This is a genomic window from Streptomyces sp. NPDC029674, from assembly GCF_044903205.1.
In the GTDB taxonomy this organism is placed as follows: domain Bacteria; phylum Actinomycetota; class Actinomycetes; order Streptomycetales; family Streptomycetaceae; genus Streptomyces.
Genome location: NZ_JBJDPY010000010.1, coordinates 161,272 through 185,519, shown reverse-complemented (window position 1 = coordinate 185,519; position 24,248 = coordinate 161,272). Strand labels below are relative to the sequence as shown.

General features: G+C 71.6%; 25 protein-coding genes. 11 read left to right on the top strand and 14 right to left on the bottom strand.

The annotated features are described in order from the left end of the window. Positions 1 to 37: 37 nt before the first annotated feature. Both ACI2L3_RS24615 and ACI2L3_RS24610 read left to right on the top strand, forming a co-directional pair. Positions 38 to 325 carry a YiaA/YiaB family inner membrane protein gene (locus ACI2L3_RS24615; RefSeq protein WP_404754547.1) on the top strand — a complete coding sequence of 96 codons (288 nt, stop codon included), beginning with the start codon at positions 38 to 40 and terminating at the stop codon, positions 323 to 325. An 89-nt stretch (positions 326 to 414) separates the two neighbouring features. Then, on the top strand, positions 415 to 1,053 hold the full coding sequence (locus ACI2L3_RS24610; protein ID WP_404754546.1) for a TetR/AcrR family transcriptional regulator: 639 nt from the start codon (positions 415 to 417) through the stop codon (positions 1,051 to 1,053). An 18-nt stretch (positions 1,054 to 1,071) separates the two neighbouring features. Here ACI2L3_RS24610 and ACI2L3_RS24605 read toward each other — a convergent pair whose 3' ends face one another. Then, the gene (locus ACI2L3_RS24605; protein WP_404754545.1) at positions 1,072 to 1,536 is read right to left on the bottom strand and encodes a MaoC family dehydratase; all 465 of its coding nucleotides are present in this window, start codon (positions 1,534 to 1,536) and stop codon (positions 1,072 to 1,074) included. A 120-nt stretch (positions 1,537 to 1,656) separates the two neighbouring features. Here ACI2L3_RS24605 and soxR point away from each other — a divergent pair, with 120 nt between their 5' ends. Beyond that, positions 1,657 to 2,127 carry a redox-sensitive transcriptional activator SoxR gene (soxR, locus tag ACI2L3_RS24600; protein ID WP_404754544.1) on the top strand — a complete coding sequence of 157 codons (471 nt, stop codon included), beginning with the start codon at positions 1,657 to 1,659 and terminating at the stop codon, positions 2,125 to 2,127. 22 nt (positions 2,128 to 2,149) lie between these two features. Here soxR and ACI2L3_RS24595 read toward each other — a convergent pair whose 3' ends face one another. Next, a complete protein-coding gene (locus ACI2L3_RS24595) occupies positions 2,150 to 3,217 on the bottom strand; it encodes an RNA ligase (ATP) (RefSeq protein WP_404754543.1) in 1,068 nt (355 codons plus the stop codon). Positions 3,218 to 3,423: 206 nt separating this feature from the next. On the opposite strand from ACI2L3_RS24595, the gene ACI2L3_RS24590 reads away from it, so the two are divergent. After that, positions 3,424 to 3,942: a hypothetical protein gene (locus ACI2L3_RS24590; RefSeq protein ID WP_404754542.1), complete on the top strand. Its 519-nt coding sequence runs from the start codon at positions 3,424 to 3,426 to the stop codon at positions 3,940 to 3,942. 67 nt (positions 3,943 to 4,009) lie between these two features. Here ACI2L3_RS24590 and ACI2L3_RS24585 read toward each other — a convergent pair whose 3' ends face one another. Next, positions 4,010 to 4,618 carry a hypothetical protein gene (locus ACI2L3_RS24585; RefSeq protein ID WP_404754541.1) on the bottom strand — a complete coding sequence of 203 codons (609 nt, stop codon included), beginning with the start codon at positions 4,616 to 4,618 and terminating at the stop codon, positions 4,010 to 4,012. 302 nt (positions 4,619 to 4,920) lie between these two features. Between ACI2L3_RS24585 and ACI2L3_RS24580 the strand changes: the two genes are divergently transcribed. Further along, positions 4,921 to 7,749 carry a penicillin acylase family protein gene (locus ACI2L3_RS24580; RefSeq protein WP_404754540.1) on the top strand — a complete coding sequence of 943 codons (2,829 nt, stop codon included), beginning with the start codon at positions 4,921 to 4,923 and terminating at the stop codon, positions 7,747 to 7,749. A 9-nt stretch (positions 7,750 to 7,758) separates the two neighbouring features. Here the strand turns inward: ACI2L3_RS24580 and ACI2L3_RS24575 are convergent, their stop codons facing one another. Next, positions 7,759 to 9,024 carry a serine-threonine protein kinase gene (locus ACI2L3_RS24575; RefSeq protein ID WP_404754539.1) on the bottom strand — a complete coding sequence of 422 codons (1,266 nt, stop codon included), beginning with the start codon at positions 9,022 to 9,024 and terminating at the stop codon, positions 7,759 to 7,761. Between the two features lie 69 nt (positions 9,025 to 9,093). Beyond that, the gene (locus ACI2L3_RS24570) at positions 9,094 to 10,419 is read right to left on the bottom strand and encodes an MFS transporter (protein WP_404754538.1); all 1,326 of its coding nucleotides are present in this window, start codon (positions 10,417 to 10,419) and stop codon (positions 9,094 to 9,096) included. An 87-nt stretch (positions 10,420 to 10,506) separates the two neighbouring features. On the opposite strand from ACI2L3_RS24570, the gene ACI2L3_RS24565 reads away from it, so the two are divergent. From ACI2L3_RS24565 to ACI2L3_RS24545, 5 genes are all read left to right on the top strand, one after another. Continuing rightward, positions 10,507 to 11,202 carry an alpha/beta fold hydrolase gene (locus ACI2L3_RS24565; RefSeq protein WP_404754537.1) on the top strand — a complete coding sequence of 232 codons (696 nt, stop codon included), beginning with the start codon at positions 10,507 to 10,509 and terminating at the stop codon, positions 11,200 to 11,202. Between the two features lie 97 nt (positions 11,203 to 11,299). Then, the gene (locus ACI2L3_RS24560; RefSeq protein WP_404754662.1) at positions 11,300 to 12,067 is read left to right on the top strand and encodes an SDR family oxidoreductase; all 768 of its coding nucleotides are present in this window, start codon (positions 11,300 to 11,302) and stop codon (positions 12,065 to 12,067) included. Then, positions 12,013 to 13,746: a class I adenylate-forming enzyme family protein gene (locus ACI2L3_RS24555; RefSeq protein ID WP_404754536.1), complete on the top strand. Its 1,734-nt coding sequence runs from the start codon at positions 12,013 to 12,015 to the stop codon at positions 13,744 to 13,746. The genes ACI2L3_RS24560 and ACI2L3_RS24555 overlap by 55 nt, the downstream gene beginning before the upstream one ends. A 21-nt stretch (positions 13,747 to 13,767) precedes the next feature. Further along, on the top strand, positions 13,768 to 14,361 hold the full coding sequence (locus tag ACI2L3_RS24550) for a TetR/AcrR family transcriptional regulator (protein ID WP_404754535.1): 594 nt from the start codon (positions 13,768 to 13,770) through the stop codon (positions 14,359 to 14,361). A 51-nt stretch (positions 14,362 to 14,412) separates the two neighbouring features. After that, the gene (locus tag ACI2L3_RS24545; protein WP_404754534.1) at positions 14,413 to 15,261 is read left to right on the top strand and encodes a hypothetical protein; all 849 of its coding nucleotides are present in this window, start codon (positions 14,413 to 14,415) and stop codon (positions 15,259 to 15,261) included. On the opposite strand, the gene ACI2L3_RS24540 is transcribed toward ACI2L3_RS24545, so the two are convergent. The 6 genes from ACI2L3_RS24540 to ACI2L3_RS24515 all read right to left on the bottom strand — a co-directional run bounded on the left by ACI2L3_RS24540 (position 15,228) and on the right by ACI2L3_RS24515 (position 21,831). After that, positions 15,228 to 16,991: a type IV secretory system conjugative DNA transfer family protein gene (locus ACI2L3_RS24540; RefSeq protein WP_404754533.1), complete on the bottom strand. Its 1,764-nt coding sequence runs from the start codon at positions 16,989 to 16,991 to the stop codon at positions 15,228 to 15,230. The two genes, ACI2L3_RS24545 and ACI2L3_RS24540, sit on opposite strands and share 34 nt — an antisense overlap. After that, positions 16,988 to 18,004: a hypothetical protein gene (locus ACI2L3_RS24535; RefSeq protein ID WP_404754532.1), complete on the bottom strand. Its 1,017-nt coding sequence runs from the start codon at positions 18,002 to 18,004 to the stop codon at positions 16,988 to 16,990. Before ACI2L3_RS24535 ends, ACI2L3_RS24540 begins: the two co-directional genes overlap by 4 nt. Continuing rightward, positions 18,001 to 19,035: an AAA family ATPase gene (locus ACI2L3_RS24530; protein ID WP_404754531.1), complete on the bottom strand. Its 1,035-nt coding sequence runs from the start codon at positions 19,033 to 19,035 to the stop codon at positions 18,001 to 18,003. The genes ACI2L3_RS24535 and ACI2L3_RS24530 overlap by 4 nt, the downstream gene beginning before the upstream one ends. 94 nt (positions 19,036 to 19,129) lie before the next feature. Beyond that, entirely contained in the window at positions 19,130 to 20,350 is a 1,221-nt protein-coding gene (locus ACI2L3_RS24525; protein ID WP_404754530.1) for an acyl-CoA dehydrogenase family protein, read from the bottom strand. A gap of 5 nt (positions 20,351 to 20,355) precedes the next feature. Continuing rightward, positions 20,356 to 21,378, bottom strand: a complete 1,023-nt coding sequence (locus tag ACI2L3_RS24520) for a phosphotransferase family protein (protein WP_404754529.1) — start codon at positions 21,376 to 21,378, stop codon at positions 20,356 to 20,358. A gap of 156 nt (positions 21,379 to 21,534) precedes the next feature. After that, positions 21,535 to 21,831 (bottom strand): hypothetical protein, encoded by a 297-nt coding sequence (locus tag ACI2L3_RS24515; protein ID WP_404754528.1) that lies wholly within the window; start codon positions 21,829 to 21,831, stop codon positions 21,535 to 21,537. 145 nt (positions 21,832 to 21,976) lie between these two features. On the opposite strand from ACI2L3_RS24515, the gene ACI2L3_RS24510 reads away from it, so the two are divergent. Next, on the top strand, positions 21,977 to 22,912 hold the full coding sequence (locus tag ACI2L3_RS24510; RefSeq protein WP_404754527.1) for an NADP-dependent oxidoreductase: 936 nt from the start codon (positions 21,977 to 21,979) through the stop codon (positions 22,910 to 22,912). Between the two features lie 20 nt (positions 22,913 to 22,932). Here the strand turns inward: ACI2L3_RS24510 and ACI2L3_RS24505 are convergent, their stop codons facing one another. The 3 genes from ACI2L3_RS24505 to ACI2L3_RS24495 are packed head-to-tail and all read right to left on the bottom strand — an operon-like array spanning position 22,933 to position 24,205. Then, positions 22,933 to 23,256 (bottom strand): DUF202 domain-containing protein, encoded by a 324-nt coding sequence (locus ACI2L3_RS24505; protein ID WP_404754526.1) that lies wholly within the window; start codon positions 23,254 to 23,256, stop codon positions 22,933 to 22,935. Continuing rightward, entirely contained in the window at positions 23,253 to 23,645 is a 393-nt protein-coding gene (locus ACI2L3_RS24500) for a YidH family protein (RefSeq protein WP_404754525.1), read from the bottom strand. The genes ACI2L3_RS24505 and ACI2L3_RS24500 overlap by 4 nt, the downstream gene beginning before the upstream one ends. Before the next feature lie 23 nt (positions 23,646 to 23,668). Then, positions 23,669 to 24,205 (bottom strand): NUDIX hydrolase, encoded by a 537-nt coding sequence (locus ACI2L3_RS24495; RefSeq protein WP_404754524.1) that lies wholly within the window; start codon positions 24,203 to 24,205, stop codon positions 23,669 to 23,671. Between the last annotated feature and the right edge of the window lie 43 nt (positions 24,206 to 24,248).

The window sequence follows — 24,248 nt, the reverse complement described above, 5'->3', positions numbered from 1 at the left end:
GATACCGGGCCCGCCGTCCCTCGCCGAAGCTGTCGGCATGACCGAGCCGCCTGTCAAACAGCAGACCACCAACGCCTTCTACGGCCAGGCCGTGGCCTCCTTCGCGATCTCCCTCGGTGCCGTCGCCGTCGGCATCGGCTACCTGGACGCCTCCGCCTGGGTGCGGGGCTTCCTCGCCATCGCCGTGCTCTATCTGACGACCTCCGCGTTCACCCTCGCCAAGGTGATCAGGGACCGCCAGGAGGTGGACCAGATCGTCAGCAGGGTCGACCAGGCCCGCGTCGACAGGCTGCTCGCCGAGCACGACCCGTTCGCCAAGCCCTGACGGCCCGCCCCTCACGCTAAGCGCTCGCTCACCGTCGGGGGGTATGGTGTCCCTCCCGGCAGACCGGGTCAGGTGCGAAGGAGTGGGACATGAGTGCGGCGGAGGAGACCGGCGGCGAGGAGCAGCCGTGGGGCGAGGTCAGCCCCGACGCGGCCAGGCGACTGCTGATCGCCGCCGTGGAGGCCTTCGCCGAGCGCGGCTACCACGCGACGACGACCCGGGACATCGCCGGCCGCGCCGGCATGAGCCCGGCCGCGCTCTACATCCACTACAAGACGAAGGAAGAGCTGCTCCACCGCATCAGCCGCATCGGCCACGACAAGGCCCTGGCCATCCTGCGGACCGCCGCGGACGGCGAGGGCGGGCCCGCCGAGCGGCTCGCGGCGGCCGTGCGCTCCTTCGTCGGCTGGCACGCCGCGCACCACATGACCGCGCGCGTCGTCCAGTACGAGCTGGACGCGCTCGGTGAGGAGCACCGCACGAAGATCGTCGCGCTGCGCCGCGAGTCGGACGCGGCCGTGCGGGACATCATCAACGACGGGGTGCGCACCGGGGAGTTCGACGTCCCCGACGTGCCGGGCACCACGCTCGCCGTGCTCTCGCTCTGCATCGACGTCGCCCGCTGGTTCAACGTGGCGGGGCACCGGACGCCCGACGAGGTCGGCGCGCTCTACGCCGACCTCGTACTGCGGATGGTGGGCGCCCGTCCCCAGGAGTCGCAGAAGTAACCCGCGGCACCCGCGGCCTCAGAAGTAGTAGCGCGACACCGACTCCGCCACGCAGGCGGGCTTGTCGCTGCCCTCGCGCTCCACGGTGACCTTGGCCGTCACCTGCACGCCGCCGTCCTTCGTCGGCGTGACGCCGGTGAGCACGGCGGTCGCGCGCAGCCGCGAGCCGACCGGCACGGGGGAGGGGAAGCGGACCTTCTCGGTGCCGTAGTTGATGCCCATCTTCATGCCCTCGACCCGCATGGTCTGCGGCACCAGGCTCGGCAGCAGCGACAGCGTCAGATAGCCGTGCGCGATCGTCGTCTTGAAGGGGCCCTGCGCCGCCTTCTCCGGGTCCACGTGGATCCACTGGTGATCGCCCGTGGCGTCGGCGAAGAGGTCGATCCGCTTCTGGTCGATCTCCAGCCAGTCGCTGTACCCGAGCTGCTCGCCGACCGCGGCGCTCAGCTCATCGGGCGACGTGAAGATCCTCGGCTCCGCCATGTCCCTGGCCTCCTAGACGTATGCGAGAAGCGCACGCGGAAAACGTACGCAGACTAAGCGCTTGCTCAGCATGGGGTGTGTGCCGACGCCTGTCAACGCACCAGCCAGTAGGTTTGAGGGGTGCCCCAGATACCGGAGAAGGTCCACGAACTCACGGTCGGCCAGCTCGCCGACCGCAGCGGAATCGCCGTGTCCGCCCTGCACTTCTACGAGTCCAAGGGCCTCATCACCAGCCGCCGCACCTCCGGCAACCAGCGCCGCTACCACCGGGACACGCTGCGCCGCGTCGCCTTCATCCGCGCCTCCCAGCGCGTCGGCATCCCGCTCTCCACGATCCGCGAGGCCCTCGACTCGCTCCCCGAGGAGCGCACGCCCAACCGCGAGGACTGGGCGCGTCTCTCGGAGGGCTGGCGCTCGGAGCTGGACAAGCGCATCAAACAGCTGGGCCGGCTGCGCGACCACCTCACGGACTGCATCGGCTGCGGCTGTCTCTCCCTGGACACTTGCGTCCTGTCCAACCCCGACGACGTCTTCGGCGAGCGGCACAGCGGCTCCCGGCTGCTGGTGGACCGCGGGCCCCGGGAGGCGTGAGCACCCCGCCGGGGCGGCGCCGTCACTCGTACTCCGTGCCGCCCTTGCGCGTCAGGTACGCCGGGCTGACCGCCTTCGCGATGGCCCGCCCGCCGGTCACGGGGCTGTACCGCTCCACGGCCGGCCGGATCACGACGCCCTCGCGCAGATGCAGGTCCCGCCCCGACACGGTCTCGCGGCCCGTCGCCAGCTCCAGGACGCGATCGGCGTCGTAGGGGCCCTCGTACAGCCGCGGCACGAGCGGCAGTTCACCGGCGAGCAGTTCGGCCGGGTCGAGCCAGCGCACCCGCCCGTCGATGTCCGCGCTGACGTCGAAGGCGGCGTACCCGAGCGTGTCGCGCCGGCCGTCCGCACCGTACGTCAGGTCCTGCACCCCCGCCCCGTACACCTCGCCGAAGATCCCGACCCGGCGCGCCCCGAGCCGCTCGGCGAGCCGGGCCGCCGCGGCCGCGACGCCATGGCCGTGGACCGCCCGCCAGTACAGATTGCGCGGATCCTCCTGGAGGGCCAGGGACTTGGCGCCGAAACCCTTCGACGAGACGTGGACGCGGCCGGTGTCGGCGACGTACGTGACCAGGCAGGCCGAGCCGTGCAGCTTCTCGGTCAGGACGACCGGCTCGCCGGGCGCGAAGATGTCCGGGTGGCGCTGGATGTTCTCGATGTCGACCCACGGCAGCAGGTCGGGCACCGACTCCACGTCACCGCTCATCGTCGGCGGGATCGGCGGCACCCACTTGGTGATGCCGAGCAGCTCCGCGAAGTCCGTGCCGTCGGCCGCGGCCCGCGCCAGGTCGACGTCCGCCAGCGCGGCCGGGCGGCACACGATGCCCTGCGACAGCTCGCCGCGCAGCCGCACCGCCTTGACCCGGTCCCGGTTGCCGCCCGCCAGCCGTCCGGTGAGGCCCAGCTCCTCGATGAGCGCGGCGGGCAGCACCGACTGCTCGGGTATGTACACCGCGCTCTCGCCCGAGCGGTAGGCGCCCTTGGCGACGACCGCGCGGTACAGGCCCACCTGGGCCAGTTCGAGGGCGTCGGCGCCGGGATGCTCGTGGATGGTCAGTACTTCGGCGGTGACGCGCAGCGTCGACATGGGCCGTTCTCCTCGGGGGGCTTGCGTGGTCCGTCGTCGACGATCACTCTGCCGCCCCGCAAAACGACGTGACCACCGGAATTTCCCTGTGCTAGGCCTGGCCGCATCCGCGTGCGAGCGCCAACGTGTGTTCTGGGCAAGGAGAAAGAAGCGCCAGGAAGTACGAGGAAATACACGGAGCACGTCGACACGGATCGGGGGATCACATGTCCGTCGCCATCTGCTCGTTGCTGTGGGACGCCGCACGGCACGGCCAGCAGTCCATCAAGTACGACACGGACGGCTACTACTTGGTGCGCTTCCCGTACGGCACGGGTGACGAGTCCTACGACCCGTGGCGCATGCACGACCCCGCGAAGGGCGCCACCGGGCCTTCGAAGTTCCCGGACGCCCGCTCAGGGCTGATATGGCCCAGCCACGACGGCTGGGGCATGCTCTCCGCGATGGTCTTCTGGGCCGCCGACACCAAGGCCACCGAGCACCGCTCGCGCTACGTCCGCGACCCGCTGAACATGACCACCGGATACGACTCGACCGCCACGACCGACGCGGCGCCCACCCGGGGCGGGCAGTACCGGACCTACCTCTGGCAGATGTTCGTGCACCCGGACACGCCGCTCGGCCTGAAGATCTCCACGCGGGGCGCGGGCGACGTGAAGCTCCGCACGCCGCTGATCCACGCCCAGTTCAAGCTGGCCATCCACACGGACGTGAAGACGCCCTGACCCGAGCTTTCCGGTGCGGCCCAGTGCGTGCCGGGCCGCGCCGGTACAGAGTTCACCGAGAGGCGGGTCAGACGGACACCAGGGGACGCAGCGACCTCGACCGCGCCTGTGTGACCGCCTCCGGTGTGAGGACGGGGCCGGGCACGACGATGCCGCAGCCCGTGCAGACCGCTCCCGAGGACGGCTCGTGCGCCAGGCCGTGCTTCCAGGCGAGGGCGGTGTCCGCGCAGACGGGGCAGGACGTGCCGGGCTCCCGCTCCAGCGCCGCGATGAGGCGGCGCAGCACCTCGGCGAGGGGCTCGTGCGGATGGATGTCGGGGTCGTCGCACCAGGCGACACCGAACCCGCCCCACGTGCAGCGGTGCCAGTCGTCCACGCTGCCGGGGCGCCTGAGCCCGTCGTGCTTCTCTTTGCGGCGGCGTTCCGCGAAGCCCGCCTCGTAGGCGAGCCAGACCGCGCGCGCCGCCTCCAGTTCGTTCAGCGCGGCCACCAGCCGCGCCGGGTCGGGGGACCTGTCCTCGGGCCCGAAGCCCGCCCGGGCGCACAGATGGTCCCAGGTCGCCCGGTGTCCGTAGGGGGCGAACCTCTCCAGGCACTTGCGCAGCGAGTAGCGTCGCAGCGCCAGATCGCTCTTCGGATCGCGTACCTGTCTCGCGAGACTCCGGAATCCGGCCATCGCCCTGCACCTCCGTCACACGTACTTCCGTACTGGTACCCGTGTTCCGCATTCGCCGGCGTCGATGTCGAGCCGAGTCGATCGAGTCCGAAACGACGTCGCCGAGTAGACGTATCGACACGCGATTCGGCTCCCTCTTCGCGCGACTGTTTTCGCCTGCCCGCCTCAACTGGGGTGATGCCGGCACAAGGGGGGCGCGTTGTGGTGATTCGGAAAAGGCGACGCTTGTTCATCTTTCGGGTTCGGCGACCCGCCAGTAGCCTCCGCCGCATCGGTCTTCCGCAGGATCCGGAGGAGCACCCATGCGACGACGCACCGTCAGGCTCAGAACACTCACGTCAGGGGCGGTGCTCGCGCTCGGCGCCGCCCTGCTCGCGCCCCGGGCGGGCGCCGCGGCCGCCCCGCGGGAGCCGGCGCCGAAGGAGGAGACCGTCGACCACTGCGGCAGCCAGTGCGCGGACATCCTGCCGCCCGGCGCGAACGGCAACGCGACGCTCGCCGAGATCCTCGCCCACCGGCTCCTCGGCACCCAGCCGGCGCACGCCGACGACCAGTTGAAGCCCTACGACGCGCTGTCCTCCGGCTACCCCTCGCTCACCGACGACCGGCTCACCGAGTTCTTCAACGACGCCTCCTTCGGCGTGCGGGACGGCCAGGCCGCCTCCGTCACCAAGCCGCGCGACGACGTGACGATCACCCGGGACAAGAAGTACGGCATCCCGCACATCAAGGGCACCACGCGCTACGGCACCGAGTTCGGCGCGGGCTTCGCCGCCGGACAGGACCGGCTCTGGCTCATCGACCTCTTCCGGCACATCGGACGCGGGCAGCTGACGTCGTTCGCGGGCGGCGCGCTCGCCAACCAGGGCCTGGAGCAGCAGTTCTGGCCGCAGGCCCCGTACACCGAGAAGGACCTGGAGAAGCAGGTCGAGTACATCAGGTCGACGCAGGGCGAGCGCGGCAGGCAGGCGATGGAGGACGCGCAGGCCTACATAGACGGGCTCAACGCCTACCGCGTGAAGTCCAAGAACGGCCGCTACTTCCCCGGCGAGTACGTCCTGACCGGCAAGATCGACGCGATCACCAACGCCGGCGAGATCGAGCCCTTCAAGATCACCGACATGATCGCGCTGGCCTCCGTGGTCGGCGGCCTCTTCGGCAACGGCGGCGGCGGAGAGGTCGAGTCGGCCCTCTCCCTGCTCAAGGCCCAGGAGAAGTACGGCGTCGAGAAGGGCACGAAGGTCTGGGAGTCCTTCCGCGCCCGCAACGACCCCGAGGCCGTGCAGACCGTCCACGACGGCACGAGCTTCCCGTACGCGGGCAAGCCCGAGAAGGCGCGCGGCACCGCGATGCCCGACCCGGGCACGGTCGAGCGGGAGCAGCTCGTGTACGACCGCGAGGGCGGCGCGAAGACCGCAGCCAAGGACCCGGTGAAGGCGCCCGAGAAGCTCAAGCCGCTCCAGGGCATGTACGACAAGGGCGTCCTGCCCTCGGACCTCTTCCGGGCCGGCGGCCAGAAGAAGGGCATGTCGAACGCCCTGCTCGTCTCCGGCAAGCACACCGCGAGCGGAAACCCCGTCGCCGTCTTCGGCCCGCAGACCGGCTACTTCGCGCCCCAGCTCCTCATGCAGCAGGAGCTCCAGGGCCCCGGCATCAGCGCGCGCGGCGTCTCCTTCGCGGGCGTCGGCATGTACGTCCAGCTGGGGCGCGGCCAGGACTACGCGTGGTCGGCCACCTCCGCCGGACAGGACATCACGGACACGTACGCCGTGGAGCTCTGCGAACCGGGCGGCGGCACCCCCACCAAGCAGTCGGCCGGCTACCTCCACCGCGGCACCTGCACCCCCATGGAGAAGCTGGAGCGCAAGAACGCCTGGAAGCCGACCCTCGCCGACTCCGCGGCCGCCGGCTCCTACCGCATGCAGGTCTTCCGCACGAAGTACGGCGTCGTGACGCACCGCGCGAACGTCGACGGCAAGCCCGTCGCGTACGTCTCGCTGCGCTCCACCTACCGCCACGAGGCCGACTCCATCATCGGCTTCCAGATGTTCAACGACCCGTCGTACGTCAAGGACGCCGCGAGCTTCAAGAAGGCGGCCCAGCACATCAGCTACGCCTTCAACTGGTTCTACGCCGACTCCCGCGACATCGCGTACTACAACAGCGGCGCCAACCCCGAGCGCGCGGACAGTGTCGACCCCGCCCTGCCCGTCAAGGCCGAACCGGCATACGAATGGCGGGACTTCGACCCCGAGAACAACACCTCGGCGCAGACCCCGCCCGCCGAGCACCCGCAGTCCGTCAACCAGGACTACTACATCTCCTGGAACAACAAACAGGCGAAGGACTTCAGCACGGCGGGCTTCGGTATGAGCGCCGTGCACCGCGGCGACCTCCTCGACGGCCGGGTCAGGAAACTCACCGAGGAGGGCGGCGTCACCCGCGCCTCCCTCACCCGGGCCATGTCGGAGGCGGCCGTCACCGACCTGCGCGGCGAACAGGTGCTGCCGGAGCTGCTCAAGGTGCTGCGCAGCGAGCCGGTCACCGACCCGCAACAGGCCAAGGCCATCGAGCAGTTGGAGGCCTGGCGCAAGGCGGGCGCCCAACGCAACCAGACATCGGCCGGGTCCAAGACGTACGCCCACCCCGACGCCGTGCGCATCATGGACGCCTGGTGGCCGCTGCTCGTCGAGGCCCAGTTCAAGCCGGGCCTCGGCAAGGACCTGTACGACGCCCTCACCTCACAGCTCGCCACCGACGAGGCACCGTCCGCGGGCCACGGACCCACCGGGGCGCACGCGGGATCGGCCTTCCAGTACGGCTGGTGGGGCTACGCCGACAAGGACCTGCGCAAGGTGCTCGGCGAACCGGTGAAGGGCGAGCTCGCCGACGCCTACTGCGGCGACGGCGAACTCGACGCCTGCCGTGACACCCTGCTCGCCACCCTCGCGCAGGCCGCCGCCAAGCCCGCCACCGAGGTCTACCCCGGCGACGACTCCTGCAAGGCCGGCGACCAGTGGTGCGCGGACTCGGTCATCCACCGGGCGCTCGGCGGCATCACGCACAAGCCGGTCCAGTGGCAGAACCGCCCGACGTACCAGCAGGTCGTCGAGTTCCCCCGGCACCGGTAGCCGGCGCCCTCAGGCGAGCGCGATCCGCCCCGCGGCGAACACGAGGCGTGCCAGCTCCTCGTGGCACACGTCGCTGTGCGCGCCGGAGGGCGGACCGCCGCGCCGCACCACCGACGCCGCGTCCACGCTGACACACCCCTTGGCCGGCACCTCGTCGCCCAGCTTGATGCGCTTGGTGCCGGCCACGGAACGGATGCCGTTGTAGCCGATGGCGCCCCACCGCTCCCACAGGCTCAGGAAGCTCGACGAGTCGCCTGCCAGCTTCGACGCCAGCGGGTAGAGGCGGCCCAGCGCGTCGTCGTGGCGCGAGTAACAGGAGACCAGCGGGCCGTCGACGCGCTGCTGCACGCCGTGCAGCGCGCCGCCGCGCGACCTGTCGTGCGGCAGCCGCTCGGCGAACGTGTAGTGCGAGAACGCCCCTTGGAGAAGCGTCACCGACTTCACCGCGCGCACGTCCGCGGGCATCCCGCGCAGCGCGTACGAGACGAGCCGGCCGCCGAAGCTGTGCCCGATGAGGTGCACCCTGATCGTCGGCACGTCGGCGGCGAGCAGGCCGATCGCGGGGCCGAGCCCCAGCTGGCCGACCGCGCCCGCCCGCCGCTTCATGGCGTAGTACGTGCCCTGCCGCAGCAGTTCGTGCGCGCCGTCCCACAGCCGGTCGCGCAGCTCGCCGAGGAGCAGCGGCTCCCCGGTGTCCGCGCGCGCGGCGGCGAACATCTCGCAGACCCGGACCGCGTCGTCGGTGAGCATGGCGGGCTCGCCCGCCCCGGTGTCCTGGCCGAAGTGGCGTGCCGGATGCGTCTCGCGCAGGGAGACCAGCTCCCGCACGTGGCGCCCGAACTCGTAGACCCGCGAGGGCACTTCGGAGCGCTCCGCGAGCAGCTCGGCGATCCGGTCGAGGTTCTCGGTGTGGTCGGGGAAGGCGCGGTCGAGCGCCTGCCGGGTCGCCGGGTCGAGCACGGGCTCGCCCGGCGGTGTGGCGGCCACGGCGCCGGCCGAGGGGTCGAAGTCGGGGATGGTCTCGTCGGGGAAGCGGATGGCGGGCCACAGCACCCCGACGTAGCCGAGGCGCACCCCCGGTCCGGCCAGCTCCTGACAGGGGCCGAAGAAGCGCCGGTACAGCTTCCTGGCGTCCCGCTGCTCGTTGTTCCAGCCGTGCGCGAAGACGAGGAGATCGGTGACGCGTTCACGTTCCGCGCCGGACAGCAGCTGCGCGCGCTGCGCGGTGTCGACGTCGCCGTCGGCGTCGAAGGTCAATTCCCAGTAGGGCTCCACGCGGATATGGTCCTGCCACCCGGGCCACCTGGCCAGATGGCGCGCACGACCGGTCGGGCCGGACGGGGTTCAGGCGAGTTCCCGCTCCCGCGTCTCCGGCAGCGCGAGCACGCACAGCAGCGACACGACCGCCATCGCGCTCACGTACCAGCCCACCGAGGACGAACCGAACGCCGACTGCAGCCGCGTCGCGACCAGCGGCGAGACCGCGCCGCCGAGTACACCGCCCAGGTTGTACGCGAGCGAGGCGCCCGAGTAGCGCACGCTCGTGGAGAACAGCTCGGGCAGATAGGCGCCCATCGGCCCGTACACCACACCCATGCAGAACAGCGCGCCGCCGATCGCGACGGCGACGAGCACCGGCTGCTCGGTGTCCAGGAGCGGGAAGAGCACGAGTCCCCACACCACCGCGAGCCCCGTGCCCGCGAGGACCAGCCTGCGCCGCCCCGCGCCGTCGGAGCGCGTCGCGGCGAGCCAGGTGCCGGCCGCGAGGAAGAGGCAGGCCACCAGGGAGAGGCCGAGCATGGTGTCGCGCGAGATGTGCAGGGTGCCGGTGGCGTAGGAGAGGCAGTAGGTCGTGGCGGTGTAGAAGAGGCCGTACGCGACGACCATTGCGCCCGCACCGAGCAGCAGTTCGCGCGGGTGGCGGCGGAGCACGTCGAGCGCGGGCACCTTGCTCGCCTCCTGCGCCTCCATGACCTTCGCGAAGACGGGCGTCTCGCTGATCCTGAGCCGTACGAAGAGGCCGACCGCGACCAGCAGGAACGAGAGCAGGAACGGCACCCGCCAGCCCCACGAGCGGAACGCGTCGTCGGAGAGCACGGCCGACAGTAGCCAGAAGACGCCGGTCGCCGCGAAGAACCCGACGGACGGACCCAGTTGCGGGAAGGCCGCGTACATTCCGCGCTTCTTCTTCGGCGCGTGCTCCACCGCGAGCAGCGCCGCGCCGCCCCACTCGCCGCCGAGCCCGATGCCCTGGAGGAAGCGGAGCAGGATCAGCAGCAGCGGCGCCCAGATGCCCCAGGTGCCGTAGCCGGGCAGGAGTCCGACGAGGGCGGTCGAGAGCCCCATCAGGAGCAGCGAGGCCACGAGCACGGACTTGCGTCCCACCCGGTCGCCGAAGTGCCCGAAGATCACCGAACCGATGGGCCGCGCCGCGAACGCCACCGCGTACGTGGAGAACGACGCGAGGGTGGCGTTGACCGGATCGAGGGTCGGGAAGAACGCCTCGTTCAGGACGAGGGCGGCCGCCGTGCCGTAGATGTAGAAGTCGTAGAACTCGATGGCCGTCCCGATGAAGGAGGCCACGGCCACCCGCCGCAGACTCTCCGCACCGCCGCCCTCGTCCGCCGCCCGGACCTGCTGCTTCTCTGTCGCTGTCGCTTCACTGTGCACGAGCGGCACTCTCGTGGTGGATGTAGGGGGCAGTCAATAGCTGATGGGGGCTGCCCCACCGGCGCCAGGACGTGTACGTTCTCCGCCATGACGGACTTCATCCTGGTGGCAGGCGCGTGGCTCGGCTCGTGGGTGTGGGAGGACGTGGCGGGGGAGTTGCGGGCCGCCGGGCACGGCGCTCATCCCCTGACGCTCTCGGGGCTCGCCGACAGACAGGACGTACCGGCCGGGCAGGAGACCCATGTGCGGGACATCGTCGACGAGGTCGAACGGCTCGGCCTGCGTGACGTCGTCCTCGTCGGGCACAGCTACGCGGGCATCCCCGTGGGCCAGGCGGCCGAGCGGATCGGCGACCGGCTGAACCGCGTGGTGTTCGTCGACGCCCTCGTGCCGGTCGACGGCGAGTCGTTCGCGTCGATGTGGTGGCAGGGCCAGCCGGCGTTCGAGGCCCTGCTCGCCGAGGGCGACGGCTCCTGGGTCCTGAACGCCGCGGACTTCGACGGCCAGGACCTCGACAGCGAGCAGGTCGCCCGCATCGCGAGCGGCGCGACCCCGCACCCCGGCGCCACCCTGACCGAGCCCGCCGTCCTGGCGCGGCCGCTCGACCAGCTCCCGGCGACGTACGTCAAGTGCCTGCTGGACGGCGCCGAGCCGGCGGACGACGTGGCCGAGCTGCTCAAGAGCGAGCACTGGCGTCTCGTCGAGATGGACACCGGCCACTGGCCGATGTTCTCGCAGCCCCACGAGCTCGCGACCGTCCTGCACGCGAGCGTACGAGGCTGAGCCTGCCGCACCCGTGACCTCGGCCGCCCCCCTTTCGCCACGACATACCGACTGGTTAGTCTGCCAGCGAAGCCGAGCCGCGGGCCGAAGGAGAACGATCGTGGAAACCTTCCAGGACAAGGGCGTCGTCGTCACGGGCGGAGGCGGTGGCATCGGAGCCGCACTCGCCCGTCGGTTCGCCGCCGAGGGAGCGCGCGTCGTCGTCAACGACCTGGACGGCGCCAAGGCGAAGGCCGTCGCCGACGAGGTGGGCGGCATCGCCGTACCGGGCGACGCCTCCGCGATCGTGCCGCAGGCCCGCGAGGCGCTCGGCGGCACGGTCGACGTGTACTGCGCCAACGCCGGACTCGGCTCCGGCGGCAGCGAGGCCGCGCCCGAGGAGGTCTGGGCCGCGGCCTGGGACGTCAACGTGATGGCGCACGTACGGGCCGCCCACGCGCTGCTGCCCGACTGGCTGGAGCGCGGCAGCGGCCGCTTCGTCTCCACGGTCTCCGCGGCCGGCCTGCTCACCATGATCGGCGCCGCGCCCTACAGCGTCACCAAGCACGGCGCGTACGCCTTCGCCGAATGGCTCTCGCTCACCTACCGCCACCGCGGAATCCAGGTCCACGCCATCTGCCCGCAGGGCGTCCGCACCGACATGCTCGCCGCCACCGGCAGCGCGGGCGACCTCGTCCTGACGCCCACCGCCATCGAACCGGACGACGTCGCCACCGCCCTCTTCACCGGCATGGCGGAGGACCGCTTCCTGATCCTGCCGCACCCCGAGGTCGCCGCCTTCTACCAGGCGCGCGCCGAGACCCCGGACAGATGGCTGAAGGGAATGAACCACCTCCAGCAGAAGTGGGAGGCGACCGCACGGTGAACCACCCCACCCCCGCCGGCTCCCTGTACGCGGCCAAGCCCTGGCTCGCCCGGCTCAACGACGCCCAGCGCGCCCCCGTGCACCCCGCCGCGTCCGTGCCCGACGCCTTCCGCGCGGCCGTCGCCCGGGCCCCCGAACACACCGCCCTCGCCTACTTCGACGGACGCCTGAGCTACCGCGAGACCGACGCCCTCAGCGACTCCGTCGCCGGGCACCTCGCCGCACGCGGTGTCGCCCGCGGCGACCGCGTCGCGATCCTCCTGCAGAACACCCCGCACTTCGTGCTCGCGCTCCTCGGCGCCTGGAAGGCGGGCGCCACGGTCGTCCCCGTCAACCCCATGTACCGGTCGGCGGAGGTCCAGCACGTCCTCGCGGACGCCGACGTGACCGCGCTGATCTGCTCCGACCGCGCCTGGGAGACGTATCTGCGCGACACGGCGGCGGGCTCGCCGGTGAGCGTCGTCCTCACCGCCTGCCAGCTCGACCTCCAGACCCGCAACGACACCCGCGTCCTCGACTTCGAGCGCCTGCCGACCGCAGCCGACGCCGACGACCTCGTGACCGTCGCGCGCCGCGGACTCCCGGCCCCCGCCGACCGGGCCGTCGGCCCCTCCGACACCGCGCTGATCAGCTACACCTCGGGCACCAGCGGCACCCCCAAGGGCGCCATGAACACGCACGGCAACATCACCTACAACGCCGAACGCCAGCGCACCGGCTCCGGCATACCGGAAGGCGCCTGCTACTTCGCGATGGCGCCGCTCTTCCACATCACCGGCATGGTCGCGCAGGTCGCCGCGTGCATCGCCAACGCGGGCACCCTCGCGCTCGCCTACCGCTTCGAGGCGGGCGTGGTCCTCGACGCCTTCGCCGAGCACCGCCCCGCCTACACCGTCGGCCCCTCCACGGCCTTCATGGCGCTCGCCGCCCACCCGTCGGTGACCCGCGCCCACTTCGACTCCTTCGCGATGATCTCCTCGGGCGGCGCGCCGCTGCCCCCGGCCCTCGTGGAGAAGTTCCGCGCCTCCTTCGGCCCCTACCTCCACAACGGCTACGGCCTCACCGAGTGCACCGCGCCCTGCGCCTCCGTGCCCCCGGGCCAGGAGGCCCCCGTCGACCCGGTCTCCGGAACCCTGGCCGTCGGCGTCCCGGGACCCGAGACCGTCGTACGCATCCTGGACGACCTCGGCCACGAGGTGCCGTTCGGCGAGCAGGGCGAGATCGTCGTCAGCGGGCCGCAGGTGGTGCCCGGCTACTGGCGGCGGCCCGACGCCACCGCCGAGACCTTCCCCGCCGGCGAACTGCACACCGGCGACATCGGGTTCATGGACCCGGCGGGCTGGCTCTACGTCGTCGACCGCAAGAAGGACATGATCAACGCGTCCGGCTTCAAGGTGTGGCCGCGCGAGGTCGAGGACGTCCTCTACACCCACCCCGCCGTGCGCGAGGCCGCCGTCGTCGGCATCCCCGACAGCTACCGGGGAGAGACCGTGAAGGCGTACGTCAGCCTCCGCCCCGGCAGCGGCACGGCACCCGACGAGCTCACCGCCTACTGCAAGGAGCGGCTGGCCGCGTACAAGTACCCGCGCGAGGTCGAGATCCTGACGGAGCTGCCGAAGACGACAAGTGGGAAGATCCTCCGACGGGAACTGCGTTCCCGGGCACAGCACAGCAAGTGACGCGAAAGGCAGGTGGCGGCAGTGGCCAGAACGACGGACGGTGACGGCACGCCCGTCCCGCAACGGCTCCTCGCCGCCGCCACCCGGCTCTTCGCCGACCAGGGCTACGACCGCACGTCGGTGCAGGAGATCGTCGAGGCGGCAGGGGTCACCAAGGGCGCGCTCTACCACTACTTCGGATCCAAGGACGACCTCCTGCACGAGGTCTACGCCCGGCTGCTCCGCGTCCAGCAGGAGCGGCTCGACGCCATCGCCGACGCGGACGCCCCGGTCACCGAGCGGGTCCGCGCCGCCGCCGCGGACGTCGTGGTCACCACCATCGACAACCTCGACGACGCGTCGATCTTCTTCCGCTCCATGCACAGCCTCAGCCCGGAGAAGAACAAGCAGGTCAGGGCCGAGCGGCGGCGCTACCACGAGCGCTTCCGGGCCCTGATCGAGGAAGGCCAGGAGTCCGGCGTCTTCGCCACGGCGACCCCGGCGGACCTGGTCGTGGACTACCACTTCGGCTCGGTCCACCACCTCTCCACCTGGTACCGGCCACAGGGCCCGCTCACCCCGCAGCAGGTCGCCGACCACCTGGCGGACCTGCTGCTGAGGGCGCTGCGGCCGTAGCGCGAGCCGGCGATGTTGTCGTGGCCACCCCCGGGCGGCCACGATGCCGCCATGAGCGCACACCCCCCTGACCCTGCCCGCCCCGGCGGTCCACCACAGCCCGACGCGTGGCAGCGGGCCGTCACCCGCTGGGCCGCCGTACTCGGCGGCGCCGCGCTGGTGCTGCTCATCGGGCTCGTGGTGCCGCTGAGCGACAGCAACCTCGGCGGCAACCTGGTGAACGCCGTGGTGGCCGGCGCGAACGTCGCCTTCGTCATCTTCACCTGGGCGGTCTTCAAGGCGGGCCAGGACCAGCTCGCCCAGCTGCGCCACGAGGCGAGCGCCCAGCACGAGGCGTGGCGCAGGGAGTACGGCAACGCCCTGGACACCTACCGCGAGGCGGTCCGCGCCCGCCTCGACCAGTCCGCGCCCCGCGTGAGCGTCACCTTCGACACCTGGACGGCGTGCCTGGTCAGCAACGGCCGTGCCACCGCGATCCGGCCCGGCACGTCCGTCCCGGAAGGACCGCCCGGCCTGGCCGTCCGCCTGGCGACCCGCTGGGTCGTCAGGAACTGGGGGACGGAACCCGTCGTGGTGCGCTACCCGCGCACGCCGTCCGGCACCTCCGGCACCGAGGACGTGCGGGTATCGCCCTCCGCCGAGCACGTCTTCCACCACGAGCACGAGCGCGCGGTGGGCGACTGGCAGTCGGAGCGGGGGCGCTGGCGGCACACCGTCGAGGTCCTCGCCGAGGACCTCGGCGGCGACGTCCTGGACACCCACACCTGGACGCGTGAGATCACCGTCTTCGACGTCGGGGAGGCCTCCCGGCTGACCCTGCGCGAACTGGACGTCGTCCGTGGCTCCGTCGCCAAGCGCCGCCGGGACTACCCGGGGCTGACGGCGGCCCCGGGCGCCTGAGCCGGCGGTGGCGGTGGCGGTGGCGGTACGGGCGCGGGCAGCGCCGCGATCACCCGGTCGATCTCGCCGCGCCGCTCCTCGCGGGCCCGGTGCGCGGCCGCCGGCACATGGCCCGCCCGGCAGCGGCGCAACAGGAGCGCGATGCGCTGCGCCGAAGCGTCCAGCCAGGAGTACCACTCGACACCCGGGATGGTCTCCTTGGCCCTCTTGAGGGCCAGCAGCTCGTCGATGACGCCGCGGTGCGCGTACCAGCACGGGATGACCGAGCTGTCCAGGTCGTGCCGCTCGATGATGTCGATGACGAAGTCCCGCAGCTGCAGCAGCTCCGCACGGCTGGCGGCGGACTCCGGCTCGGGCGGCCGCGCGGGCGGCGGCGGGGGCGGCGCTGCCGCCGCGGGCATGCGGTAGGCGGCGCGTGCCGCGTCGACGAGGCCGCGCAGCGCCGGATCGTCCTTCCAGCGCCGCAGTTCGAGCAGCTCGGGCTGGAGCCCGCCGTACAGGCAGAGCGCGGACTTGGCCGGCATCTCGCGCAGGTCGGAGCGGTCCCAGCCGCGGCGCTTGTGGCGGCGCACGTCCGACGTCGCCAGCTGCTCGTGGAGGAAGACGCCGGTGCGGGTGTCGCTGTTGCCGGGCAGGAACAGCTTGCCACGGTGGTTGTTGACGATGAGGGCGCCGCGGTTCTCGCCGTAGGCCGCGTACAGCTGGCTCATGTCGTGGAAGACGGAGATCAGCTGGATGCCGCTGCCGGCCGCCGTCGTCGCGAACGTGTCCAGGTCGTCGAGCCGGGCGATGTTCCCCGCCTCGTCGAGGCAGAGCATGAGCGGGATCTCGACGACGCCCTGGCCGTCCTCCGCGTCCGGCACGCCGTTGCGGTCGATGGTCTCGCTGACGACCTGCCGGGCCAGGGCGGTGAACAACGGCATGAACTGCCGCTGCTGGTGCGGCGGTGCGCACAGGAACAGCGTGTGGCGGCCCCCGTCGAGCAGCGTCTGCAGCGACAGCCGCCTGGTCTGGGCGCAGCGCCGGTCGACACCCTCGAAGGCGAAGGCCTCCAGGGTCGTGGCGGCCGTGGCGCAGATGGAGCTGTAGGTGGTGCTGTCGAAGTTCTCGTAGTTGATCAGCCGGCCGAGACAGCGCCGCCAGCCGCTGGACTCCGGTTCGCTCTTCAGCGGCCGCCGCCGCTCCACCAGGACGTCGACCAGTTCCGCGGCGCTGAGACCCAGCCATTCCAGTACGTCGCCCATGGTGCCGCCGGTGCGCGCCGCGGCGAACAGCAGCGGGGTGAGCAGCAGCCGCGCCTGGCTGGACCAGAAGTCACCGCTGGTGACGTCCTTGAAGTCGGTGCCGGTGGAGAGCGCCTCCGCCTGGCGCACCGCGTCGTCCCAGACCACGATCGAGTCCAGCGGGCTCCACCCCACGCAGTGCGCCGCGAACCGCTGCCCGATGGACTCGGTGAGCCCGGCCGGGTCGAAGATGAACACCTCGCCGAGCGCGCTGCGGTGTTCGAGGGTGGCGGCGACCACGTCGAACCGCACCGAGGTGACGAGGCACGGCCCGGCCCACTCCAGGACCGCGGGGATGACGACGCTCGTGGTCTTGCCGCTGCGCTGCGGGCCGAAGACGATGAGCGGCTGGAGGACCTCGCAGCGCTGGACGGCGCCGTCGGCGAGGCCCATCGCGACGCGGTGCGGATGCTCCGCGTCCCGGGCCGTGCGCAGGATGTCCGTCAAGCGAGGCTCCCGGACGTGGTGTCGAAGTCGTACCCCTCGGTGACGGAGTGGACGAACCCCCTGAGCCCGATGTCGCGGAAGAAGGAGATGTAGGCGTCGGCTCCGGCGGCGGGCTGGAGGAAGTGCTGCGTGTCGATGCGGACCCGCTCCCCGTGCGCGTTGGACCCGAAATCCGCGCCGCTGTACGCGAGTTGGAAGAACAGTCCGCTCCAGTCCGACGCCGAGGGCGCCATGACCTGCAGCTGCTGGATGATGCCCTCGTGGAACGGGTGCGTGCGGCTCACCCGGTAGTCCATGCGGCCGTAGCTGCCGAAGTCGCGGTGGTGCGGGGCACCGTCGGCGCCCCGGTCGATCCGGCCGTCGGCGCCCGGCAGCCGGATCGCGATGTTCTTCAGCATGACGTCGAGATTGCGGACCTGCCGCTGCCGCTCGCGGTGCGGGCGGAAGTTGTGGCAGACCACGTCGAAGGCGAAGGAGGCGGTGAGCAGCTTCACGCGCGGCTCGATCTCGTCCACCGACACCGTCCCGCCGTCGTTGCCCTCCAGGGTCCGGTGGAGCTCCGCGTCGAAGGCGGCGATGGCCTTGATGAGGATGCCGGGCACGGTGGGCATGAAGTGCGTGTACCAGCGGTGGAAGGTGCGCAGGGTCGACCCGGGGCGGCTGATCTGGATCCGTCCGTCACCGTGCAGGTCCAGGTCGAAGGCGTAGTCGGGGTCCCGGAACTGGAAGTTCAGCCGCTCGTCGCTGATGTTCGTCTCCAGGTTCGGGATGTTGGCGAACCGCGCCTCGATGAGCGCCTCCTCGATGGCGCCGTGCAGCCGCAGCGCCACGCGGCTCGCGTCGATGAGGTTCGCCCACCGGCCCACCCCGGAGAGGACGGCCTCGAAGGTGAACCCCCGGATGTTCCCCACGAACTCGGTGAACTCCGTGCAGAAGTCGTCCCACGTCACCTGGTTGAGATGGACGCCCGCGTAGTTGCGGTCACGCAGGGCGCGTTCGAGTTCGTCGTTCACAGATCGGGCTCCGTCACAGGCCGGTCGATGGGGGTGAGGTGCTCGGGCCGCAGCTCGAAGCTGCCGCTCTTCAACTGGCGGTGGATCGTCGACGTCACCTCGAAGCGCGTGTGCGGTGGGGCGCCGCGCGCGGGGGATCCCGCGGGGATCAGCTGGTTCGCCAGGTCGTTGAGGACGGGGAACAGCTCCTGGTGCAGGCCGCGCGCGCCGAGCCTCGACTCGGCGGCGGCCTTGGCGATCTCGGTCTGCGCCTCGGGCGCGATGTCCAGCCGGAACCCGTGCCGGCCGAAGTACTCGCGGTAGAACGTCAGCGGCGACACCTCGTCCCGCCCGAGGATCTCGCGCAGGTCCTCCGTGGCGAGCTCGTCGAACCGGATGATGATCGGCAGGCGGGCGGCGAGCTCCTCCAGGAAGCCGTACCGGTGCACGTCCTCGGGTCTGATGAGATCCCCCCAGACGGTTCCCCCGCGCTTGTGCTTGACGCTCTGGATGTTGCTGAACGCGCCGGCCGCGATGAACAGGATTCCCTGCGTGTCCAGATCGCGCGGGGTGTCGTACTCGCCGGGCGCCAGGTCGAGGCTGTCGCCCTCGATGAACTGCAGCAGCCGCCGCTGCACCGCCGCCGTGTCGTCGGTGGCCTTGGTGTAGCGCAGCTTGTCGAACTCGTCGAGGAAGACGATCCCGCGCGCCGCGACGTCCTCCGGGGCGCTGCCCCCGGACACCGGGCGGGCCCGCTTCACGAGCGACTGCAGGATGTCCTCGAGGGTGAGCGTCGTCGAACTGCCCGTGCTCACCAGGCGCGTGGAGTCGACCACCAGGCAGGGAATCCGCAGGGCGTCGGCGGCCACCTTGATGGCGTGCGTCTTGCCCGTGCCGGTCGGGCCGATGACGAGGGCGTTCGGCGGCCGGTGCTGAGGATCCGGCATGTCGAACCACGAGAAGTGCATGTCGATGAGGCGGCTCAGCGCCGTGACCGCCCGGGACTGCCCCACGACGAAGCGCTGGAGCGCCTCGTGTGCTGAATCGGTCATGTCGCCCTCCCGGCGTATGCGATGGTACGCCGGGAGGGGGACGTCAGAGGGGTTGTGCGGGAGTACGCGCGGGGCGTACGGGGCGTACGGAGCCTCAGAGGTATTTCTTCAACTCACGCCGCGCCAGCGACCGCTGATGCACCTCGTCGGGCCCGTCGGCCAGCCGCAGCGTGCGCGCCGCCGCCCACAGCTCGGCCAGCGGGAAGTCCTGGCTGACGCCGCCCGCGCCGTGCAGCTGCACCGCCCGGTCCAGGATGTCGACCACCGCGCGCGGGGTCGCGATCTTGATGGACTGGATCTCCGTGTGCGCGCCCTTGTTGCCGACGGTGTCCATCAGCCAGGCCGTCTTGAGGACGAGGAGCCGCAGCTGCTCCACGGCGACCCGCGCGTCCGCGATCCACTCCTGTACGACGCCCTGCTGGGCGAGCGGCTTCCCGAACGCCGTGCGCGCCACCGCCCGCCGGCACATCAGCTCGATGGCCCGCTCGGCCATGCCGATCAGGCGCATGCAGTGGTGGATGCGGCCGGGCCCGAGCCGCGCCTGCGCGATGGCGAAGCCGCCGCCCTCCTCGCCGATCAGGTTCGCCGCGGGGACCCGGACGTGGTCGAAGACGACCTCGGCGTGGCCGCCGTGGTAGTGGTCCTCGTACCCGTACACCCGCATGGCGCGCCGGACTTCGAGGCCCGGCGTGTCGCGCGGGACGAGCACCATTGACTGCTGGCGGCGGATGTCGGCGCCGTCAGGATCCGTCTTGCCCATCACGATGAAGATCTCGCAGTCCGGGTTCATCGCCCCGGATATGTACCACTTGCGACCGGTGATGACGTACTCGGAGCCGTCGGCGGAGCGCTCGATGCGCGTGGTGATGTTCGTGGCGTCCGAGGAGGCCACCTCCGGCTCGGTCATCGCGAACGCCGAGCGGATCTCACCGGCGAGCAGCGGCTCCAGCCACCGCTTCTTCTGCTCCTCGCTGCCGAACTGGGCGAGCACCTCCATGTTGCCGGTGTCCGGGGCCGCGCAGTTCAGGGCGGTGGGCGCCAACTGCGGGGAGCGCCCGGTGATCTCGGCGAGCGGCGCGTACTGGAGGTTGGTGAGGCCCGCGCCGTGTTCCGCGTCGGGCAAGAAGAGGTTCCACAGGCCCTGCCTGCGGGCCGCCGCCTTCAGCTCCTCGACCACGGCGGGCGTGTCCCAGGGCGAGGCCAGCGCCGCGCGCTGCTCGTCCGCGACCGCCTCGGCCGGGTACACGTGCTCGTCCATGAAGGCGAGCAGCCTGGCGCGCAGCTCTTCGGTGCGGGCGTCGAATGCGAAGTCCACGGGGGTCAGCCTTCCTGGAGGGTGGTCAGGCCGTGCTCGATGAACACGGGCACCAGCTCGCCGATCCGGTCGAAGCCCGCACCGACCGTCTGGCCCAGCGTGTAGCGGTAGTGGATGCCCTCCAGGATCACGGCGAGCTTGAACCACGCGAACGCCGTGTACCAGGAGACGGCCGACACGTCGCGCCCCGAGCGCGCGGCGTACCGCTCGATCAGCTCGGCCGGGTCGGGGTGGCCCGGCGCGCCCGCCGTGGTGCTGACGGGGGAGTCGGGCACCTCCAGTCTCGCGCTGTACATCGCGAGCAGGCCCAGGTCGGTGAGCGGGTCCCCGAGCGTCGACATCTCCCAGTCGAGGATGGCCCTGATCCGGTCGTCGTCGCCGATCAGGACGTTGTCCAGGCGGTAGTCGCCGTGGATGACGGCCGGCGCGGGGGAGTCGGGCAGCGAGCGGCCGAGCGCGGCGTGCAGCTCGTCGATGCCGGCGAGCTCGCGGTTGCGGGAGGCGTCGAGCTGCTTGCCCCAGCGGCGCAGCTGCCGGTCCAGGAACCCTTCGGGCCGCCCGAAGTCAGCGAGCCCGACCGCCGCCGGGTCCACGGCGTGCAGGTCGACGAGGGTGTCGACGAGGCCGAGCACCGCGTCGCGGGTGCGCTCGGGCCCGAGCGGCGCGAGCTCCTCTGCGGTGCGGTACGGCGTCCCGTCGACGAACTCCATCACGTAGAAGGACGACCCGATGACGGTGTCGTCCTCGCAGAGCAGCACGGGGGCGGGCACCGGCACATCCGTGGGGTGCAGCGCCTCGATCACCCGGAACTCGCGCTTCATGTCGTGCGCGGTGGCGAGGACGTGGCCCAGCGGAGGCCGGCGGACCACCCAGCGGGAGGCGCCGTCGGTGACGGCGTAGGTGAGGTTGGAGCGGCCGCCCTCGATCAGCCGCGCGGTGAGCGGCCCGCCGACCAGGCCGGGCCGCTCGCGGTCGAGGTGTCCGCGCAACTGGTCGAGGTCGAGGCCCGGCGGATGGACTGAGCTCATGCTTCGCTCCTGATCGGCGTGGCGGTGGCGTGCCACCCCATGATGCCGACCAGTCGGTATGCCGTCCAGAGGTCACCGCGCCCCATAAGTGGCGCGGGGAACTGCGCGACCAGCCCCCTGCGGCCCGCAGGCGCCCCGCAGGCCCCGGCGGACTACTCAGTGATCGTCCCAGTGTCCCTCGTGCTCGGCATGCCGATGACCGTCATGGAGATAGTCCACGTGGTCCCCGTGCAGGACGGAGTCATGCCCGCAGCCGTCCCCGTGCCGGTGCTCATGCCCCTGGTGGGCCACGTGGCCCACCGGCTCGCACTCGTCGTAGTGGTCGGTGTGCCGCCGGTGCAGATGGCCGTCGTGCGCGTAGTCGACGTGGTCGCCGTGCGGCACCTCGGGGTGGCCGCAGGCCGGACCGTGGATGTGGTCGTGCACGGGGTGTTCGTGGTGGAGCGTGGTCATGACGCGCACCTTCTGTGACTTCCGGGGGAGGGATCGCCCTCTGTTGACCCTCTCAGGCTAGCCTCTGATGCCCCATTAATGCCGTTATGCCAGGCTTGTCGATGTTTCCCTGACCTCCGCGAAGGCGACCCCTAAAGGCGACCCCATGAAGGCGATCAGCTACCGCAGCTACGGCGGGCCCGAAGTCCTCGAGTACGGAGAGGTGCGCGACCCCAAGGTCGGCCCCGACTCCGTCCTGGTGAAGGTGCGTGCCGCCGCCGTGAACCCCGTCGACTGGAAGTGCCGCGAGGGCCACCTCGACGGCCTCCTGGAACCGGTCTTCCCCGTGATCCCGGGCTGGGACGTCTCCGGTGTCGTCGTCCAACCCGGCGCCTCCGCACCGGAGTTCGCCGTCGGCGACGAGGTCATCGGCTATGTGCGCGAGGACTTCCTCTCCCGCGGCACCTTCGCCGAGTACGTCGCGGCCCCCGTCCGCACCCTCGCCCGCAAGCCGCGCAATCTCACCTTCGAGGAGGCCGCGGGCCTGCCGCTGGCGGGCCTCACCGCCTACCAGGTCATCGACCAGGCGCTGGCGGTGACCGAGGGGGACGTGGTCCTCGTGCACGCGGCGGCCGGCGGCGTCGGCTCGATCGCGGTGCAGCTCGCCCGGCACGCGGGCGCCCGCGTCATCGGCACCGCGAGCGAGCGCAACCACGACTACCTGCGGGAGCTCGGCGCCGAGCCGGTCACGTACGGGGAAGGGCTCGTCGAACGGGTCCGCGCGCTCGCCGAGGAGGGGGTCGACGCGGCCTTCGACACGATCGGCGGCGACACGCTCAGGGCGTCCGCGGAACTCCTCGCGCCCGGCGGCCGGCTGGCGTCCATCGCGGACGGCGAGGTGATCGGCCTGGGCGGCCACTACTGCTTCGTACGGCCCGTCGCCGCCGACCTCCAGCGCCTGTCCGAGCTCGCGGAACAGGACGTCGTGACCGTCCACGTGGACGAGACGTTCCCGCTGGAACGGGCGGCCGACGCGCACCGGCGCAGCGCCGAGGGGCGCACCCGCGGCAAGATCGTGGTGACGGTGGACGGGGAGGACTGAGGGCCCTCTTCGGCTGATCCTCAGACGAGCATCAGCGCCGCGCACACCGCGAGCGCGAACGTGCACAGGGCCGCCGCCCACGCCGACCGGAACGCCAGCGTCCGTGGCTGGTGCGACGCCAGGGCGACCATCCTGCGGTGCGCCACGACGAGGAAACCGAGCCAGAGCAGCAGACAGACCGCGCAGGCCAGCACGCCCACCGCCGTGGTCCCCTCGTGCAGCACCGCGCGGGCGGCGAGCACCGCGGCGACGGTGCACGACAGGGTGGTGCGCCGCCAGGCGAGCCGGGTGCGCTCCGGCTGCAGGCCGGGGTCACGGAGCTGAGCGTCACCGGGCGCCGTCACCCCTCCCACCCGAAGAGGACGACCACCACCATGGCGAGCGCGACCACCGCGACCGCCAGGCTCAGCACGGTCGGGAAGCGGCCGGTCGGCAGGTCCTCGCCGCGCCGCATGGCGCGTTCGCAGCGCACCCAGTGGTTCACCGCGCGCAGTGAGCACAGGACACCCGCGGCGAGCAGCGCGAGCGCGAGTCCGATCCGCCAGCCCCACCGTAGGTCCGGCAGGAACTGGTCGACGGCGAAGCCGCCCCCGATGAGCGCGAGCGCGGTGCGCAGCCAGGCCAGGAAGGTGCGTTCGTTGGCGAGCGAGAAGCGGTAGTCGGGGGTGTCGCCCTCCTCGCGGATGCGCTCCGGGGCGAACCACAGGCGCAGATTCTGTACGAAGTTGCTCACGGCCGCACCCTAAGCCGCGGTGATCAGCTCGCGCGAAAGGCCCGCAGGCGGTGGTAGGCGGCGAGCCCGTCCGGCACCCACTCCCATGCGTCGAGCCGCCGCTCCAGCTCGTCCTCGGCGATGAAGGCGTGCCAGGCGACCTCTTCGGCCTGGGGGTCCACCGGCAGGTCGCAGCGGACTTCATAGACGTACGACCACCAGGACTTCCCGGTGCCGTCGTCGTACAGGAACTTGAACAGCGGGGCGGGGCGCGGGAGCCCCTGGACGCCGAGCTCCTCCTCCGCCTCGCGCAGCGCCGCGTCGTCGCACGACTCGCCCGCCCCGACCACGCCGCCCACGAACATGTCGTACAGCGAGGGGAAGACCAGTTTGGTGGGGGTGCGGCGGTGCACGAAGACGTGGCCCTCCGCGTCCCGCGCCAGGATGAAGGCGCAACGGTGGCGCAGGCCGCGCGCGTACGCCTCACCGCGCGGGGCCGCACCGACCACGTCGTCGTTCTCGTCGACGATAGTGATCATCTCTTCGCGGGGGTCGGGCACGGGTGCGCTGTTCTCCGTCATGGCACCATCCAACCCCACACCGTTCCGGAGACCGGGCGGCGTA